This window comes from Streptomyces sp. NPDC006879, from assembly GCF_042869595.1.
In the GTDB taxonomy this organism is placed as follows: Bacteria; Actinomycetota; Actinomycetes; order Streptomycetales; family Streptomycetaceae; genus Streptomyces.
Window position 1 is genome coordinate 24,623 of sequence record NZ_JBIAGC010000017.1, and the last position, 15,594, is coordinate 40,216.

Sequence of the window (15,594 nt, forward strand, 5' to 3'; positions counted from 1 at the left end):
CTCAGGGGCCCGGCAACCCTCACGCTCCCCCGTAGGTGACAGAACACCTACCCGAAGGGGGCACGCCCGTGGGGCGCGTACGCACGATTCAGCGCGGCGGCAGCCGCTTCTACATTCACCCGGAACGACCGGAGATCAAGGCACCCGGCGTCACGTCCGTGGTGTCCATGCTTCCGAAGCCGTTCCTGAACTTCTGGTACGCGCGCATGACGGCCGAACTCGCCGTTGACTCCCTGCCGTTCGTGGCGCAGATGGCAGAGCGCGACCGACAGGGGGCGATTGACTACCTCAAGGGGGCAGCGCGCCGGTACACAAAGATTCGTGCCGACGTGGGCAGTGACGCGCACGACCTGTTTGAGCGCATGGCCCGGGGTGAGTACGTGGGCAGGGTCCACCCGGACCTTGAGCCGTACCGCGTCAACTTCGCGGCGTTCCTCGCTGCGGTGAACCCTGAGCTAGTGCGCGCCGAAGACGTGGCATGGAGCGACGCGCACAACTACGCCGGAAGCTTTGATGCCGTACTCCGCGTATGGCTGGACGACGACGGCAAGCCGACTCCCGACCGGTCCGGCACTCCGCATCTACTCATGGCCGACTGGAAGACCAGCAAGGACACATACCCGGACGTGGCGCTACAGATGAGCGCCTACGCCAATGCCGACCGGATCATTGCGCCGGACGGAATGAGTGAGCCCATGCCGGAATTCGACGGTGCGGCCGTACTGCACATAACCCCGGAACTCTGGGCTTTCAAGCCGGTACGGATTGACGCCGAAGTGTTCTCGTTCTTCCTGGCGCTTCGACGCGTCTTCAACTGGGACCGCGAGGTTTCCAAGACGGTCATTGGTCGCGCGATTGCCAAGAGTGCCACGGGTCTCGTGACAGGCACTCAGCGCCGGGCGAAGTAGCCCCGGCAACCCCCGCGCTCTAGGCCAAACAGAAGGGGCGGACACAAGGTTGACCCCACCGACTCACGTGAGTCGGTGACTGGCGGTCCCTTGCGTTCGCCCCTCTTTCATCCCGCAGTAAAGAGGAGCAAACGCGCATGTCGCTACTGACCATTTTCGAGACCGACCCGGACGCCAAGCCCAAGCCCAAGCAGACGTTCAGTGATGACACCGTGGGCCGTTTCCACTCCGGGCGGCAGGTGGACGACGTTCCTGAGGCGCTTTCGGAGTGGCGCATCACTACCGGAGACCCGGAGGTTGCGAAGGCGGTCGCTCAGCTCTTCGGAGGTGAGCCGATCGAGACCGATTCGACCGGTGAGAACTTCATTGACGTGTTCACCGATCGTGAGACGGTGCCGGTCGTCCTTGACGGCCCGGACGCGATTTACGCGGATATGAAGCTGTGGAACCGCAACAAGCTGGTTCACCACTGTGACGGTACGGTCTTTCTCTCTCCGGATGAGCGGAAGGGCAAGCCGTGCCACTGCCCGGAACTCTTCGCTGAGCGAAAGGCGGCAGCGAAGGACTTCATGGGACCGGCCCCGTCCATCACCATCACGTTCCGGCTGGCGGATGACCCGGAGCTTGGCAAGTTCAAGTTCCAGTCCGGCAGTTGGGTTATGGCGAGCGTTCTTCACGAGTATGAGAACGACCTTTCCGCCGTTGACGGCCCGGCGCTGGCCGAACTCACCCTTGAGCTTGTGGAGTACACCATCAAGAAGGGCAAGAACAAGGGCCGGAACGTCAGCTACTACAAGCCCGTAATCAAGGTGCTCAAGAGCTACAACGACGCCATTGCGGATGAGCGGTAAAGCCCATGGTGAAGCTCGACCAGGGCGGCGCGCGCAACTGGGCTCAGGAACTCAAGGGGGTGGCTGATGAAACCGTTCGGTCGCCCCTTTGGGAATTCCCGCCCGATGCGCGTAAGGCGGTAATTCACGAAAGGCGAAGGCGCTTCGGCGTGCATGATGACGAGGGGTACGACATTGGGTAAGCGCGGCGTGGTCACGGATTACGCCGGGGAAGAGCTATACCCCGGTGATCTCATCAACTACGCGGCCCGGCAGGGGAATCGCGTGCGCGTGTCCGACGCAATCATTGAGCGCGTCACGGCCGTTCTGGTGGACGGCAGGCTACGGCCCATGCTCAAGGTGCAGCCGACCGGCACAGAGAGCGGCTTTGCGAAGCGCCGGACCATGCGCGCCGAGTGGATCAGCGCGGAACACGCGCGGCTGATCATGGCCAACGGCGGACACGAAGACGACTGACGACGGACCACAAGGGCCGGACGGTTCCCTACGCGGGCACTGTCCGGCCCTTTCGCGTGTCGGCACCGACTCACGTGAGTCGGTGGGAAGGGGAGGAATGGAGAGCAGGATTACGGCCGACGCTGGCCCGGCGCTGGGGGACCTTCGGCTCATGGGGGAGGGTGACACGGTGTGGCTGAGCCCTCAAGCGCCCCAACGGGACGACTGGGGGCGGTACTTGAGCGCCTGCCTTGCTGCGGTCAACCGTGGTGCTGACGTTCGGTGGTGCCGACGTGGCTAACCCGAACAAGGCCAAGGGGACTCAGTGGGAATCGGACGTACGCAACTACCTGAACGCTGAGCTTGGGCTAGTCGATGAATACGGGAAGTTCCTTGACCCGTTCGACGCTCACAACGTGCGCCGACCGGCCCAAGAGGGTGCCGCCGACGTAGGCGACGTGCACGCGGTCCCCTTCGTACTTGAGTGCAAGAACGTCAAGCGCCCCAGCGTGCCAACCTTCGTACGTCAAGCGGAAGTTGAGGCGGTACACGCGGGATTCCCGTACGGGGTTGCCGTGGTCAAGGTGCCCCGGTTGAACGTCCGGCGTGGCAAGGTGCATTTCAGCGTCCGCACGTGGACGCGCGTGCGGCTCGCACTGGGCATGGACTCACGGGAGTTTGCAGAACGCTACGGATTCACAGCTTCGCTCCGGGGGCTGAATACGGGCCGGTGGTACATGACCACGGAGCTTGAGCCGTTCGGGAGTCTGCTAGAGGACGTGCGGAAACTCCGTCACATTCAGTGAGAACCGCGGGAAGGCCGGCACAGGGTGTTCGGGGTGAAAACGGACATGCCGGGCCCTGCGGAATCGACACAGAGTAGCGGACCGACCTAGGCAACCTTCGCGCTCAAGGGCGAGTAAACGAAGGGGTGGTCAAGGAATGAAGTTCGCTCAGATACTCGCCCGGTTCGCAGACGCGACCGAGCAGAATGACGGGGGCTATCTGGCTCTCTGCCCGGCACACAAGGACTCTCGCCCGTCGCTGCGGATATGGCGCGGGGACAACAACAAGGTCCGCATTACGTGCCGGGCAGGGTGCCCAACTCAGGATGTGATCAACGCCGTTCGGCTCACGTGGTCAGACCTGTTCGACGCCACCGGCCCCGGTGCGACGGTTTCCAGCAAGCGCCCGACGCTGGTAGGGCCCGGACCAACGGCCGCGCTCGCTGCCTACGTTGACCGGTCGGCTGAGTGGCTGCATGACCCTGCTTCTCAGGTGGGGGCTCAGGCGCTTGCCTACGCGGCTCAGCGGTTTGGGGTGGACCAGGAACTTGCCGCCGAACTGAGGCTTGGTGCCGACGATGGGTTCGGCGTGCCCAACTTCCCCTACCGGGCACGGGCGTTCACCCGGTTTCCCCGGCTGACCGTTCCCCTTCTCGACTTCAACGGCGTGGCCCGTGGTCTACAGGGGCGGGACCTGAGCGGGGGGTGTCCGGGCCGGTGGGTGTCGCTGCGCAACCCTGAGGGGGCACGGTGGGCCCCGTACGGGGTTCTGAGGGGCCAGGGTGGCTACGGGGTCACCATCGTGTCTGAGGGGCCCGGAGACGGCCTTACAGCCGTTGCCGTGGGGTATGACGCCGTGGTCATTCGGGGGGCCGCTCTCGCCGGAAGTCCTGAGCTACTGGCGGAACTTGCCGAAGGACTCAGGGGGACTCAGGTAATCGCTGCCGGTGACAACGACGATGCCGGGCAGCGTTTCAACCGGGCGCTTGCCGCTGGACTCAAGCCCTTCGGCATTGAGGTGTACGCGCTCCCCGTTCCCAACACCGGGGATGACCTCACCGACTGGCGCGAGCGCGACGCACACGGATTCCCCTTCGCGCTTCACCGCGCGGTCAAGTCGGCCCGGCTGGTGCTGAGTTCGGATGACGACAAGGCGGAAGCCGTCTCCGCCGAACTCACCGACCGAACCGGCACGGACGTGGTGACCCGCGACGAAGGCACGGAAGCGGCGCGCATCCTCGCTGGGCTCATCAACCGGTACGGCGAGAGCGACGCCATGAATGCTCACGCACTGGTGGCGTGGTCGGACGGCTGCATTCGCTACGCGCCGGGGCTTGGCTTCTACGTGTGGAACGGCCGAACCTGGGAGCGCTCAGAAGTCCGCGTACGCCAGGAAATCCACCGCATGGGGGCCGCTCTCGTTCTCGCTGGCGAGACTCAGAAGGCGCGCGGATTCACCATGACCACGCGCATTGACGCTCTCATGACGGAACTGCGCAGCGTGCCGACTGTGCACGTGGACGCTGCCGAATTCGACAACCGGCCGGACCTGTTGAGCTTCAAGAACGGCACGGTGAATCTGCGCACCGGGGAACTCCGCCCGCACGACAAGTGCGACATGCTTACGTACCGGCTTGACCTGAATTACCGGCCGGATGCCGAGTGCCCGCGCTGGGAACAGTTCATCGCGGAAATCTTCCCCACCGACCCGGAATTGCCCGGGTACTTTCAGCGGCTCATTGGCTACGGAATCACCGGCAGCAACGCCGAACAGTGCTTCTGTGTCGCGTGGGGGAAAGGGGCCAACGGCAAGAGCGTGGCGACGGACACTCTAACGGCCGTCTTCCGGGCTATCAGCCGGACCACTCCCTTTGCGACGTTCGAAGAGAAGCCGTCCGGGGGCATCCCCAACGACCTTGCGGCGCTGAGGGGTTCGCGTCTGGTCATGGCGTCTGAGGGTGAGTCCGGCAAGCCCATGTCGGAAAGCGTGCTCAAGCGCGTGACGGGCAAGGACGAAGTGGCCGCAAGGTTCCTGCGGCAAGAGTTCTTCACGTTCAAGCCGACGTTCCTTCTGATCCTCGCGACCAACCACCGGCCAAAGTTCAAAGGTCAGGATGAGGGGCTTTGGCGACGGGTTAAGCTCTTGCCTTTCACGCGCTGGTTCGCACCGCATGAGCGGGATTACGGCCTTGACGCCAAGCTCATGAAGGAAGCCGAAGGCATTGCCGCATGGGCGGTTCGCGGGGCCGTCGAGTGGTACCGGGGCGGACTGCAAGACCCCGACATCATCACCAGGGCCAGCAACGAATACCGCAAGACCAGTGACGCGCTCGCCGGATTCTTCCCCGGCGTTCTTGAGGCGTGCGACGAATCCAGCGTCATGAACGGCAACGACGCATTCAATGCCTACTTGGATTGGTGCGAAGCGGAGAACCTGCCGCAAAAGGAAAGGTGGACCCGGCGCACCTTCTACGGCGCACTTGAGGAGCGAGGGGTAACCCGCGTGATCAAGCGAGCGGGTGTGGCTCTCGCTGGCATCCGACTGGCGGAATCCGCCCCGGACGGCCCCGGCATTTTCAGCAACTAACCCACACCCAAACGGACCACCGGCTCACGTGAGTCGGTGGTCCGTCGTGCTTTGAGGGGGCGCGCACATGCTGACCTATCGACACCCGGTAGCCGGTGACGTGGTGAACGTCCACGTTCCCGAGACGGCCGAAGAGCTAGATGAATTCACCCTCTGGGCTCAGCGCGCGAATCAGCGTGGACCGATCGCACTGGACACGGAAACCAGCGGGCTTGACGTGTTCAGTGACGGCTACCGCTTGCGCACCGTCCAGTTCGGTGACGCTGACGAAGCGTGGGTCATTCACTGGGAACGCGGGGGCCACTTCCGGCGCGCTGCCGCCCAGGTGCTACGCAAGGCTCACCGGTTCCTGATTCACAACGCTGCCTTTGACTGGCTGGTGTTGGACCGGCACGCGGGCATCGCGCTGGAAGACCTAGCGCCGCGCACCCGAGACACGCGCGTGATGGCTGCCCTTGTGGACCCCCGGCAACCCCAGGAAGGGGGCATTGGAACGGCCCTCAAGCCCCTGTCGGCGTACTACGTGGACCGGTCGGCCCCGGACACTCAAGGGGACCTCACGGCCGTCTTCCGGTCGCTGGGGCTCACGAAGGCAAACGGCTTTGCCCGCATTCCGCTGGACCACCCCACCTACAACTTGTACGCCGGTCTTGACGTGGTGTTCACGGCCCGGCTTGAGCCGTACCTTTCCGCTGAGCTTGAGCGGCTGGGGGTCCGGTCCCGGCTGGTGGACTACGAACACGAGATATCCCGCATCTGTGCGCACATGCAGCGCCGGGGGCTCATTCTTGACGTGCCGTTCACGCACGAACTTGATGCCGCTCTCGGCACGGATGCAACAGAGAACGCCGGTATTGCCGCGCGGTACGGGGTCGAGTCGGTCAACTCCAACAAGCAGATTGCGGAAGCGCTCACCGGTATGGGGGAAACACTGACGGAACGAACGGCAGGCGGGGCCGTCAAGGTGGACAAAGCCGTATTGCTCGCGCTTGCCGACATGGACTTGCAATGGAAGCGGCTAGGAATCCGGACCCCTAACCCGCTGGCCGAAGCAATCTTGAAAAGCAAGCGCGCGGGCAAATGGCGCTCAGCGTATGCGGAGACGTTCCTAGAAACGGTGGACTCATCCGGCAGGGTGCACCCCTTTGTGAATTCACTAGCCGCACGCACGGGACGAATGAGTGTCACGCGCCCGGCACTTCAAACACTGCCGTCTTCGGATCAGATGATCCGGCGTTGCCTTCTCGCCGACGAAGGCCACGTCATGGTGAGCACCGACTTTCAGGCCGTTGAAATGCGAGTGCTCGCCGCATTGGCCGACGTGCGCCGGATGAAAGACGGCTTTCAGTCGGGCGGTTCGGATTTCGACATTCACATGTTCACGGCTCAGCTCATCAAGGGCGAAGGAGCCACCGAGAAAGACCGCAAGCTCTTCAAAGGTGCGGGATTCGGAAAGGTCTACGGGGGCGGCATTTCCACGCTGGCCAGGCAGACCGGTGCCACTGAGGAAGAGATCAGGCGAGCGGTCACGGCCTATGACCGCACCTTCCCGGAGATTCGCCGCGCGTCGGCCCGCTGGCAGCGTGAGGCGCGGGCAACCGGCATGGTCACCGTGTCGGCAACCGGTCGGCGTATGCCACTCGACAGGGACCGGGCCTATGCCGTCGTGAACTACCAATGCCAGTCAGCGGCAAGGGACTTGCTGGGGCAGGCGCTCTTGAACGCCGAGAGTGCCGGTCTTCTCGATGCCATGTGCTTGCCGATTCATGACGAAATCCTCGCGTCAGTACCGGCGCGCGAAGCGGCCGACTATGCGCGGGAGTTTGAGCGGGCAATGACGTTCGACCTGTTTGGCGTGCCGATCGTGGCCGAAGCGGAGATTGGCGGCCGTTCCTGGGGGTCGCTGTACGGGGCCGACTTCTGAGCACCGACTCACGTGAGTCGGTGCCCGTTACCTGTCCGTCATCTAGTCCTTCTCAGGGATGAAAGGAATTGCGCTCGCTCATCCCGTTGGCTGAGTGTCCGTCTCGCCTTCGGAACCTTCTACAACCAACCAAAAGACCAGCGGTCTTACCTCTCATCAAGTCCGTTGTTGGTGTCCGCATCGCTGCCTAAGTTCAACGCCACGCAACGACGAAGGCAATGCGCAAGCCCCGTTCGGAGCGTCCCGGACGGGGCCTAGCCATGCCCCCGCATGTCCAGACGCATCGGTGATCTGACTCACCAAACGGTCTAGCGCGCTTCGCCCTGTTCCGGGCAACCCTTGCGCTCCCCACGGGAGTGCAACCGGCCCAGGAACACGCGGAGCACTCCTTGATAGACCTCACCGAAGACCAGATTGCCGCCGCTAAGGCGAATGACCTTGACGCCGTGACGGCCGTGGTGAACGCCACGGAAGAGCGGGTCAACCAACTGGCATGGAAGTACGCGACCGGTGCCGGTCGCACGGACCACACTCTTACCGAAGACCTAGCCCAGATTGGCCGTATAGCCGTCTGGGAGGGGCTGAGCCGCTTCAACGGCCGCACCGTGGCGGAGTTCTTCACCTTCATTGACCGCACGCTCAAGGGAGCCATGAGCGACGCACGCAAGGAAGAGACCAGGCACGGCGTTTCCCGCTCCGTTGCTGCCGCCTTTGAACGGGCGCTCTCGCTGGCCGGTGGTGACGTCTATGAGGCTGAGTGGCTGGCCACCACCAAGGAAGCCATGGGGGACCGAAGGCTCAGCGCTGAAACGGCGTACGCGGCACGGCTGAGTTACCAGGGCCTTGAGTATCTGGACGCACCCCTTGGAGAGAGTGAAACGGGGGAGTCGGTCACATTGGCCGACACCCTTGCCGCTGACGCTGGCGTTCCGGTCGAACTCTTGGAGCCCAGCGACTACGAAAAAGCGCGCCGAAAAGAGACCGGCCTGAAAGTGCGCCGCACCCTCAAGCGCATGGGGGAGCAACAGCGAGTAGTTCTCATGGCGCTTACCGGCATCATCCCCGTGGACTTCTACGGCACCGAACGAGACGACGAACTCTCACGCGACCACGGAATACCACTCCATCAAGTCCGCATCGTCCGCAGCAAAGCCAAAGACCGTTTTGCGGAACTCTGGATTGCCGCCGCGTAGTCGAAAGGGAATAGCCGTGAAGCTCTCTACTGCCGACGGCGGAACCGTTGAAGTCACCCGAGTGGGAATCACCTTTGACGTTCACGTCCGGGACGCATCCGGGCGCACCGTCGCCACCATCGAAATGAGTTCCGATGACGCTTTTTGGCTCATGCAGGAACTTGAAGAACTCAACCCCTGAGCGAAGGAGAAATGCAGTGCTGAACGTGACCCGAGAGACGAAGGCCACCCTTGCCGCCCGCAACGGTGGGCGAGTCATCGCATGGCACAACGACAAGGAGCGCGGAACCCTCAGCGTTGCCGTACCGGGCGACCGCGCCAAGCTCACCCCGGTTGAGGCGCGCAACCTTGCCGCATGGCTCATAGACGCAGCGAAGGCCATTGAAGCGCCGGACCGTTCCCCGCTTCGTACGGCCACCCTTCGCACCGAAGAGCGCGTTGCCCACTGGTAAACCACCGACTCACGTGAGTCGGTGCCCGACGAAGGGGAGAGCGTGAAGGGTCAGCACCACCAGGCGTGCTACATGCGGGAACGCTGGGGCTGCAACTGCCCGAGCAAGGGCGGGGGTTCGTGGGTCTTCTGGGTCCTGGTCATTGCGGCAGTGCTCATGCTGAGCGGCTGCAAGGTCAGCGACGGACCCGAGTGCGTGAAGTATGAAACCCGCACGTCCCTGGTTCCGGTGTTCACCGGCAAGACCACGACCATGCATCCAGTCACCACAACCGTGTGTGTGAAGTACGCCAACAAATGACCACCGGCTCACGTGAGTCGGTGCCAGGGAGTGACCCCCATGACAGACCGGAATGAGCGCACCGCATTCCTTGCCCGCTTCGCCGCTTCCGCTGGCGACCTGAGTTCGCCCGAACAGGCGGAAGCCGCCTATGAGTCAATCAAGGGCGGTGCCCGCGAACTGGGCACTTCCGCCAACTGGCAGGCTGCTTGTGACTGGATCACTGCCAACTATGAAGAGGCAACGGAACTTCGCCGCCGCAAATGGGTGATCCGTGAAGGGTCCGCCCTGCTTGTCATTGCCAGCACCTAGGCACCGACTCACGTGAGTCGGTGCCCCATGAGAGCCCCCACCGGTTTCGGTGGGGGCCTTTTGCGTGCTCATGACAGTTCGAACAAGCCAAACTATGTGTGTCCTGCATGTGACCTAAATCACACAAGACGGTGATCTTTAAGGGAATCTAAAGTTGCAGGTCAGGGCCGGTGTCAGTGCGTCATGCGACTCTCGTTGCGGGTCGTTGGTCTAGGTCAGGGGCATGTGCCTACCGCCCGGTATATCCCCTTCCGGATTCCGAACGCGTGTTCTAGAGTGTCCGGATGGCTACACGCGGTACAGGGGACGTATCGGTGTCGGTCTGGGTGCCTGAGCTGGGGGACAACCGGCTTACCTGGCACCCGTGTGCCGACCTGCCGCAACCACTAGGGGAAGAAACGATTACGACGTGCGAAGAGACGGGGGCAGTGCTGCGCGCGCAAGGGGTCTTGGTCGCGCGACTGCTCAAGGGTGGCAAGTTCGACGGCTTCCGCTTGCTGATGCGCGACCGGCGCTCAGGGGACCTTGTGGGGTCCGCTGAGTGGTACATGAGCCCCGAGACGGGGGCGTACCTGCCCTATCCGGGGGGCGTCTGGTCGGCGTGCGACTACGGCCAGCACAACCACCACCAGGACGACGAAGAACCGGCCACGCTCGCAGCGTGACCGGCAGACACCAACCCGCCAACTCACGGGAGAAGCCGACGCACTTGCGCCGACTGCACCACCGCAACTCAGGGGGAACCATGAACCACCGCCCGCCCGTCCGCTCCGCGCTTGCGGCCGTCACAACGGCCGTCGCCTTCGTCTTGCTGGCCGCGCTGAGCCTGCCTAGCCACTGTCCCCAGAAGGACGCCGTGAGCGCCCCTGAGAGCCCCTTGCCGACCGGCGTAGCCACCGGTCCGGCAAACCCCCGTACGGCCCATCAGCGACCCCCTGAGTCCCCTTCGTTGGCCAGTCGCCTAGCCCATGCGCTCCGGCGCGTGGTGCCCGTGCGTGCCCCTGCCATGTGATCACGCAAAGTGAAGCCGCGGGGCCCCCTATGTCCGTTTTACCCCTCGGGAGCTCCGCCGGCGACGACCCAAATTTTTACGCAGGGTAGCGAAGAGCCCCGCCACTCCGAAGGGGGTGAAGTGGCGGGGCTCGAACTGGGCGGCGTGCGCGTCGGGCGGTCAGCCGTGCGTCTTGGCGAAGGCCACGAGACCGGCGAAGCCTTCGGCCGTGAGGTTCAGCGTCGGGCCGTTCGGGTCCTTGCTGTCACGGACCAGGAACGTGCCCGTGGCCCGCGCGTACTCCGGGGCCCACTCGACGCACTCACCGCCGTTGTTCTGGCTGTAGCTCGAACTGGTCCAGTCGGGAACGAGGTTGTGCGTCATGAGTAACAGTCCTTCGCAATGGTGTTGATCATGTCTGCCGTCTCATCCGGCGGCGCGGCCATGGCGGTCAGCAGATCATAGGCATCCTGTGCCGCCGCAACGTCCGCTTCTTCAGCGAGGATGTACCCCCTTGGGAAGCCGTCCACGTGCACCACGTCGGCCCCTTCCTTGAACGAGAGCAAACCGAAGGGGCTTGCCCAACCGTGGTGCTGCCCCTGGTCTTTGATGATCTGCACTCGATGCCGGGGGGTCTCGGCAAGGTCCCGCAAGTGGTCAAGCTGAACGCGCATGGTGGCAGGGTCGCCAACGGAGTTGCGTAGGGCGCTCTCGTTCAGCACCAGCCACAAGCGCGCGGGGCCGTCTTCGCGAGCAAGGATGCGTTGCCGCTCCATCCGGGCAGTCAGCAAGTCCTCAAGGTTGGTGGGCCGACCGGTACGCAAGACCGCTTCGGCGTAGGAGCGCGTCTGCACCAACCCCGGTAGAAGCGTGGGGTGGAACATCCGAACCACGGTCGCCTTCGCCTCCAGCTCCACGTACCGGCGGAACCAGGGCGGGAACGCGTAGCGGAGCGCCAACGGCCAGAGTCGAACGAAGCGCCCGTTGGCGTTGGGGAACACGCGGTCACACGCTTCCGCGAACTCCAAAGCCGGTACGCGCTCGCCAGCCTCGATCTTGGCCACCAGGGAGTACCCGCAGTGCGCTTCCGCGCCTAACTCCTTGCGAGACAAACCAAGTCGTTCGCGCTCAATCCGCACTTCGCTGCCGAAGTGCACCAAAGGAGACGCTGACGGGTCGGCTAGATCATCGTTCTCGTTTTCGACACTCATACGAACGAACGCCCCTTGATCGTTGGACAGTTGGCAGTGTCCAGCGCTGCCGTCTTTCGAGCGTAGACCCAAAGTCCGACTCTGTGAGTGCGTCATTACGGACAGCAGCACCCGCAGACGAAGGGGACGGCAACACCATGACCGACCGGCCGACGAACCCCGCCCGACCGCGCGGCGTAGAGGAGCTGGCGGCGGCAGTGCCCATGCCGGACCTTGAACCCGTGGCGCATCCTGACTGCCGCGTGTGCTTCGCGGCAGACCGGGGCCGGACGGCCGCACGGACACAGGGGGCACCCCAGCGCGTTGCCGACTTCAACCGGGTGATCACTGAGCACCCCCACCGGGCCGACCAGGACGAGGGGGCGGAGCGGTGACCGCAAACGCCCCGGAACGCTCGCCACATCCCCGACCGGATGACCAGCCGGACGAGGAAGCACCTACCGGCGTCACGTTGGCCGAACGGGTGGACAAGTTGGGGGCTGCAATTGAAGAGCACTTCAAGGAACTGGGCAGGCGGTAATGGGATACCGATTCCGACGCTTTCGCGTTGAGGCAGACAACGAACCCGACGCAGAACCCCAGACGCACGCCATGCAGTGCGCCGTATGCGGCGAATCCGGAACCCCTGTGGAAGTCGAGAAGCAGAACACCCCCGAGACTCAGGAAAAGGCCGACCGTGAAGCACAAGCGGCGGCAGCGACTTGGGTTGGGGAGCACCGCAGCGACAACCGCGAGCATCTGACATACCGCCTGGTGACCAGTGCGCCGTACCGCATCGTTCCGGGGGAGTGGTTGTGACCGTGAACGCGACCGTTGAAGGCTACTGGTGCGAAGTCGTCGCCCGTAGTTCGGTGGACGGACGGGAATGGTTCCTTGGTGGATGCCGGGCCAACTCCCCCCGGCTGGCCATTCGTTGGTTACGCGGACGGGCACACCGCCTAGCAAATGCTCTGGACCCCATTCCCGGAGTAGGGCCCTTGCCGCCCGAATGCCTGCACCTTGCCAGCGCAGAGAGCCCCAACCCCGGAAACATCTTCCGGAAATGGGCCATGGACATGCACCACCAGGGCAAGCAAATGAACGCGCTGGCGAACGGCCGAAGCATCAGTATCAACGCTGGTGGGCCCGACCGAATTTTCGGGCTTGCTGACACAGACCTGTTTCTCTCTCTCACCTGCCGCCCGATGATGTTGGACTTCGTCACCGAATGGCGATTAAGCGAAGCCGATTACGCGGCAGCGTAGCCGCACCCCCAGATTCCCGCCCCTGCCGAACCTAACCGAATCTCCAACCCCCACGGCGAATCGGAAAGGGCAGGGGCGGGGCAAGCCCCCGCCCGGCTACGTGAACGGACAGCCGTAGTCGGGCGGGGACCCACAACCCCGGAGGAACCCCCAATGCACCAGGTCATTGCCAGTCCGCAAGGTGACAAGTTCATCATTGCGCGCCCCGGTGCGCGTAAGGGAATGCACGTCCCGTATGCCATGCACCGGGAACTTGCCGGTGCCGTGGCCGACGGGCAGACGGTACCGGGATGGCTGGCCGACGCTGCCCGGCAGGCATGGGGAATCGACATTGCCGGATGTCCGGCCAAGGGAACCGTTCTGGTTCGCCCGCTCACTCCGCTGAACTACAGCCGGGCAACGTGGGAGATCAATAAGGGCTGCAATTTCAACTGTGAGCACTGCTACCTTGCCGAGCGGAAATTTGAGGGCCTGCCGCGCGAAGAGAAAGACCGGCTGCTCTTCATGCTCCGTGACGCGGGGGTGTTATGGCTCCAGTTCACCGGGGGAGAGCCCACCATTGACCGGGATTTCCCGCACGCCTACCGAACGGCCTTCGGACTGGGAATGCTCATCGAGATTCTGACGAACGGGTCTCGACTGCACCGGCCGGAAACCATCGAGCTTCTTTCGTCCCTGCCCCCGCACAAGGTGACGGTTTCCCTGTACGGCGCGAGCGCCGAGAGTTTCGATTCCCTCACGCGCAAGCCGGGTGCTTACAAGCTGCTCATGAAAGGGCTCAAGGCGGCAAAAGAGGCAGGTGTCTCGCTCGAACTCGCGTTGATCATCACCAAGCACAACGCGCACGAAGTTGAATCCATGCGGGAAATCGCAGGGGAGTACGCGACCGCCTACACCGAATACGCGAATATCTCCCCGACCTACGACGGCAACCCCGAACCGCTTGCCGCTCAGGCTCCGGGATTCCTGGACAAGTCCACGGTCTTTCAGGGCTGCCCGGCCGGACACACGTTCTTTCACGTGGACCCTCACGGGTTCGCCACCATGTGCAAGGTCGGCCGTGAAAACCCCGTAAGCCTCATGGCTGACGGACTGAACGGCCTTTCGCGTCTGCCCGCAATCGCAGACGCCCAAATGCTTCGCTCCGGTGGCTGTAGCGGCTGCCAACTCTCGGCAACCTGCCGGGTATGTCGGCCACTCGCTAAGGCGTACCAGGAAGCGAAGGCACCACTGAACACCTACTGTCAACACGGAAACGGAGACCACACAGAATGAGCGCTGTAGCCGTCGAACTCACCACCCGTCCGGGGCTGAGCCTGGTACCGGCCACGGGCGACCAGCCGAAGACCCCGGAACCGGCCGGACTGGTCATCGTGGACGACGTCGAGTCGCTGACCGAAGGCACCGTACCGGGCTGCAACGACGACAACCCGTACCGGTAACCGCGCCGGTACACCCGTAGGACTCCGCACGGGCTCTGTGGCGTTCACGCGCTGCGGGGCCCGTGTGGGCCGTCGTGTGAGAGTCTGGGGACCGTGGCAACTCAGCGAATGTCATTCGATGATCTACCGTCCGCCGTACTTGCTGGCGTTGAATCTCGCGCCGGGGAAATCATCAAGACCGAAACGGTACGGCAAGGCTTCAATAGCGAAATCGCGGCGCGAATCTTTACCGCTGGCGGTTCCTTCTTCGTCAAGGGTCTGAGAACCGACCACAAGCGCGTATGGACTCAGCGCCGGGAAGCCGAAGTAAACCCGTACCTCCGAGGAATCGCGCCCGCGCTTCACTGGCAGGTGGAAGACGCCGGATGGGTGCTCCTGGGGTTTGAGGTACTGGACGGCCACCACGCCGACTACTCGGCAGGTTCGCCGGACCTCCCCAAAGTGGCCGATCTTCTTTGCCGACTGGGGGAAGTCCCCTGCCCCGAAATCGAGTTGCGGCAGGCGGAACAACGTCTTGAGGGGTACGCGGCCAAGCCGTCCGACGTTGCGCACTTCGCGGGCAACTCCCTGCTTCACACAGACCTGAACAACGAGAACGTCATGGTGGACGGCCCCGCCTTTCTCGTTGACTGGGCTTGGGCAACACGCGGTGCCGCATGGCTGGACGCTGCCCACTGGACGGTGTGGCTCATGGCGGCAGGCAAGCAAGAACCCCAGTCGGCCGAACAGTGGGCGGCATGTGTTCCCGCGTGGCAGACGGCAGCACCGGAAGCCGTGACGGCTTTCTCGCTGGCGACCGCGAATCTGTGGGAAGAAATCGCGGGTGCCGACCCGGACCCGTGGACGGCCACTGTCCTTGACGCTGCCCAACGCTGGGCGGAGTACCGGAAAGCCGTCTGAACGCCCCTCAGCGGCCCCTCAGCGGCCCCGTCCGTGCGTCGGCCCCCGTGGCGCATGGGCGGGGCCTTCGTCGTGGGTAG

20 protein-coding genes are annotated in these 15,594 nt (G+C 63.8%); 18 read left to right on the top strand and 2 right to left on the bottom strand.

Translation table 11 applies throughout. The features are described 5' to 3' along the window. Positions 1–68 precede the first annotated feature (68 nt). The 12 genes from ACFYMC_RS15575 (at position 69) to ACFYMC_RS15630 (ending at position 10,391) form a co-directional block, all read left to right on the top strand. Positions 69–908, top strand: a complete 840-nt coding sequence (locus ACFYMC_RS15575) for a hypothetical protein (RefSeq protein ID WP_388524482.1) — start codon at positions 69–71, stop codon at positions 906–908. Positions 909–1,045: 137 nt separating this feature from the next. After that, positions 1,046–1,759, top strand: a complete 714-nt coding sequence (locus ACFYMC_RS15580; protein WP_388524485.1) for a hypothetical protein — start codon at positions 1,046–1,048, stop codon at positions 1,757–1,759. A 153-nt stretch (positions 1,760–1,912) separates the two neighbouring features. After that, positions 1,913–2,215: a hypothetical protein gene (locus tag ACFYMC_RS15585; RefSeq protein ID WP_388524487.1), complete on the top strand. Its 303-nt coding sequence runs from the start codon at positions 1,913–1,915 to the stop codon at positions 2,213–2,215. A 245-nt stretch (positions 2,216–2,460) separates the two neighbouring features. Further along, on the top strand, positions 2,461–3,000 hold the full coding sequence (locus tag ACFYMC_RS15590; protein ID WP_388524490.1) for a hypothetical protein: 540 nt from the start codon (positions 2,461–2,463) through the stop codon (positions 2,998–3,000). Positions 3,001–3,136: 136 nt separating this feature from the next. Further along, a complete protein-coding gene (locus ACFYMC_RS15595) occupies positions 3,137–5,566 on the top strand; it encodes a phage/plasmid primase, P4 family (RefSeq protein WP_388524493.1) in 2,430 nt (809 codons plus the stop codon). Positions 5,567–5,633: 67 nt separating this feature from the next. Beyond that, on the top strand, positions 5,634–7,490 hold the full coding sequence (locus ACFYMC_RS15600; protein WP_388524496.1) for a DNA polymerase: 1,857 nt from the start codon (positions 5,634–5,636) through the stop codon (positions 7,488–7,490). Positions 7,491–7,879: 389 nt separating this feature from the next. Further along, positions 7,880–8,683, top strand: coding sequence for a sigma factor (locus ACFYMC_RS15605; RefSeq protein ID WP_388524499.1), 804 nt, complete (start codon positions 7,880–7,882; stop codon positions 8,681–8,683). A 16-nt stretch (positions 8,684–8,699) separates the two neighbouring features. Next, positions 8,700–8,864 (top strand): hypothetical protein, encoded by a 165-nt coding sequence (locus ACFYMC_RS15610; protein WP_388524501.1) that lies wholly within the window; start codon positions 8,700–8,702, stop codon positions 8,862–8,864. A gap of 16 nt (positions 8,865–8,880) precedes the next feature. Further along, positions 8,881–9,135 (top strand): hypothetical protein, encoded by a 255-nt coding sequence (locus ACFYMC_RS15615; RefSeq protein ID WP_388524504.1) that lies wholly within the window; start codon positions 8,881–8,883, stop codon positions 9,133–9,135. A 42-nt stretch (positions 9,136–9,177) separates the two neighbouring features. After that, positions 9,178–9,435, top strand: a complete 258-nt coding sequence (locus tag ACFYMC_RS15620; RefSeq protein WP_388524507.1) for a hypothetical protein — start codon at positions 9,178–9,180, stop codon at positions 9,433–9,435. A 39-nt stretch (positions 9,436–9,474) separates the two neighbouring features. Beyond that, on the top strand, positions 9,475–9,726 hold the full coding sequence (locus tag ACFYMC_RS15625; RefSeq protein WP_388524510.1) for a hypothetical protein: 252 nt from the start codon (positions 9,475–9,477) through the stop codon (positions 9,724–9,726). Positions 9,727–10,154: 428 nt separating this feature from the next. Further along, on the top strand, positions 10,155–10,391 hold the full coding sequence (locus tag ACFYMC_RS15630) for a hypothetical protein (protein ID WP_388524513.1): 237 nt from the start codon (positions 10,155–10,157) through the stop codon (positions 10,389–10,391). A gap of 506 nt (positions 10,392–10,897) precedes the next feature. Here ACFYMC_RS15630 and ACFYMC_RS15635 read toward each other — a convergent pair. Together ACFYMC_RS15635 and ACFYMC_RS15640 are read right to left on the bottom strand one after the other, a co-directional pair. Further along, complete coding sequence (locus tag ACFYMC_RS15635) at positions 10,898–11,101, bottom strand: DUF397 domain-containing protein (protein WP_386398834.1); 204 nt, start codon at positions 11,099–11,101, stop codon at positions 10,898–10,900. Continuing rightward, a complete protein-coding gene (locus ACFYMC_RS15640; RefSeq protein ID WP_388524516.1) occupies positions 11,098–11,874 on the bottom strand; it encodes a Scr1 family TA system antitoxin-like transcriptional regulator in 777 nt (258 codons plus the stop codon). Before ACFYMC_RS15640 ends, ACFYMC_RS15635 begins: the two co-directional genes overlap by 4 nt. 191 nt (positions 11,875–12,065) lie before the next feature. Here ACFYMC_RS15640 and ACFYMC_RS15645 point away from each other — a divergent pair, with 191 nt between their 5' ends. The 6 genes from ACFYMC_RS15645 to ACFYMC_RS15670 all read left to right on the top strand — a co-directional run bounded on the left by ACFYMC_RS15645 (position 12,066) and on the right by ACFYMC_RS15670 (position 15,514). Next, the gene (locus ACFYMC_RS15645) at positions 12,066–12,302 is read left to right on the top strand and encodes a hypothetical protein (RefSeq protein ID WP_388524518.1); all 237 of its coding nucleotides are present in this window, start codon (positions 12,066–12,068) and stop codon (positions 12,300–12,302) included. A 253-nt stretch (positions 12,303–12,555) separates the two neighbouring features. Next, positions 12,556–12,726 (top strand): hypothetical protein, encoded by a 171-nt coding sequence (locus tag ACFYMC_RS15650; protein ID WP_386398824.1) that lies wholly within the window; start codon positions 12,556–12,558, stop codon positions 12,724–12,726. After that, complete coding sequence (locus ACFYMC_RS15655) at positions 12,723–13,172, top strand: hypothetical protein (RefSeq protein ID WP_388524521.1); 450 nt, start codon at positions 12,723–12,725, stop codon at positions 13,170–13,172. The genes ACFYMC_RS15650 and ACFYMC_RS15655 overlap by 4 nt, the downstream gene beginning before the upstream one ends. Positions 13,173–13,325: 153 nt before the next feature. Beyond that, complete coding sequence (locus tag ACFYMC_RS15660) at positions 13,326–14,447, top strand: radical SAM protein (RefSeq protein ID WP_388524524.1); 1,122 nt, start codon at positions 13,326–13,328, stop codon at positions 14,445–14,447. Next, on the top strand, positions 14,444–14,614 hold the full coding sequence (locus ACFYMC_RS15665; RefSeq protein WP_173264330.1) for a hypothetical protein: 171 nt from the start codon (positions 14,444–14,446) through the stop codon (positions 14,612–14,614). Before ACFYMC_RS15660 ends, ACFYMC_RS15665 begins: the two co-directional genes overlap by 4 nt. Positions 14,615–14,707: 93 nt before the next feature. Next, positions 14,708–15,514 (top strand): aminoglycoside phosphotransferase, encoded by an 807-nt coding sequence (locus ACFYMC_RS15670; protein ID WP_388524527.1) that lies wholly within the window; start codon positions 14,708–14,710, stop codon positions 15,512–15,514. The last annotated feature ends 80 nt before the right edge of the window (positions 15,515–15,594 follow it).